The organism is Streptomyces sp. SID3343, assembly GCF_009865215.1.
Lineage (GTDB): Bacteria > Actinomycetota > Actinomycetes > Streptomycetales > Streptomycetaceae > Embleya.
In genome coordinates this window covers 1-1,916 of the sequence record NZ_WWJX01001229.1, presented here as the reverse complement: position 1 = coordinate 1,916, position 1,916 = coordinate 1, and the positions used below count along the sequence as shown (strand labels likewise).

Genomic DNA, 1,916 nt, shown 5'->3' with positions numbered 1-1,916 from the left:
ATGGCGGCGAGTGTGGCTGCGGTGAGGGGGACGATGTGTGCGTCGGTGGTGGGGGTGGTGGGGGTGCGGGTGGCGTTGGTGACGAGCCAGGTTTGGGTGGTGCCGGGGCCGCGGACGAGGGTGCCGTTGCGGGGTGTGGTGGGGAGTTGGTTGGTCCAGGTGGTGGGGGTGGTGACGGTGTGGGTGATGTCGTAGCCGGCGTCGGTGAGGTCGGTGACGGTGGGGACGGTGAGCTTGGCGCCGCCGGCGAGGAGGTAGACGGTGGGGTCGGGGCCGGTGCGGACGAGGGTGCCGTCGGCGGGTTCGGTGGGCAGGGTGTTCATGTGGGTGGTGGGGATTTTGACGGTGTGGGTGATGTCGTAGCCGGCTTGGGTGAGTTCGGTTTCGGTGGTGAAGGGGATTCGGGCGCCGCCGGCGGTGACGTAGACGGAGGCGTTGTCGCCGGTGCGGATGAGGGTTGCGTCGGGGATGGTTTGGGGGAGTGTGTTCAGGTAGGAGGTGGGGATTTTGATGGTGCGGGTGATGTCGTAGCCTGCGACGGCGAGTTCGTCGGCGTCGTTGAACGGGACGCGGGCGCCGTTGACGGTGACGTAGACGGTCGGCTCGGAACCGGTCCGAATCAGCGTGCCGTCCGGGAGGCGCTGCGACAGGCCGGACATGAACGACACGGGCACGACGGCGGTACGGGTGATGTCGTAGCCGGCGGCGGCGAGTTCGTCGGCGTCCTTGAACGGCACCCGGGCACCGTCGATCGTGACGTAGACGGTCGGGTCCGGCCCGACACGAATCAGCGTGCCGTTCGTGGCGCCGGTGTGCAGGGTGGACAGGTACGACAGCGGGACCACGACCGTGCGGCCGATGTCGTAGCCGGCCTGGGCCAGTTCGGCTTCGTCCAGGAACGGGATGCGGGCGCCGTTGATCGTGACGTACACGGTGCTCTCGGGGCCGCTGCGGATCAACGAACCCTCCGCGACGCCTTCCGGTAGCGAGGCGACGAACGAGGAGGGAACGACCACGACGCGGGACATGTCGTAGCGGGCTTCGGCGAGGTCTGCCTCGTCGCGGAAGACGACCCGGCCGCCGCCGGCGGTGACGTACACGGACGGGCTGGGGCCGCTACGGATCAGGGTGCCGGACACGGGCTGGTGCGACGCGCTGCCGATGTAACCGGAACCCACGTTGTAGTACATGCGGTTCGCGTAGCCGGCCTCGGTCAGCTCGGCCATCGACCCGAAGGGAAGCAACGCGCCACCCGCGGCCACCGCCATCGAACCGCCGGGCTCACGCACCAACGTCCCACCGGGCAGCTTCGAGGAATCGGAGAGGTCGAGCGGCGGCAGCGTCGGGCCGTCGTCGATCACGGCGACGTTGCGAACCGGTACGAACGTGCCGTGGCCGGAGAAGTACGGGTAGGGAATCTGCCGGTGGTGCATCCCGCTGCCACTGAACTCGTAACCCCAGTAGGACCCTTGTGACCCGTCCACCCACTTGTCGAACAGCACGATGTGTCCGTTGGCGCCCGCGGCCTTGTTCAGCAGCGCGTCTCCCGGCTTGAGTTCGCCCTTGCCGATGTTCACGGTCACCCCGGCCGGTCCGAAGCTGGTGGTGTCGAGACCGGGCTTGCCGAGCTTCCAGGCCATCGAGGCGAAGCCGGAGCAGTCCGTGCGGTAGCCCTCGTAGGTGGTGTTCCAGCTGTACTTGAGTCCTATGCCGACCCAACTCTGAGCCCGGGCGATCACCTCGCTGCGGCTCACCTTGGCGGCGGCCGCCAAGGCGGCTCGGTTGGACGCGGAGGGCGAGCCCTGACCGGGGCTGCCGCGATCGGCGTACGGCCCGTCCGTGCCGTCCGTGCCGTCCGTGCCAGCCGTGGTGGCCACGCCGTTCGGCGCGGCGGTCGCGGTCGCGGTGGGCCCGGC

1 pseudogene is annotated in these 1,916 nt (G+C 69.2%); it reads right to left on the bottom strand.

The features are described 5' to 3' along the window. Positions 1 to 1,916: pseudogene (locus tag GT354_RS56045) on the bottom strand (hypothetical protein); the annotation flags it as partial.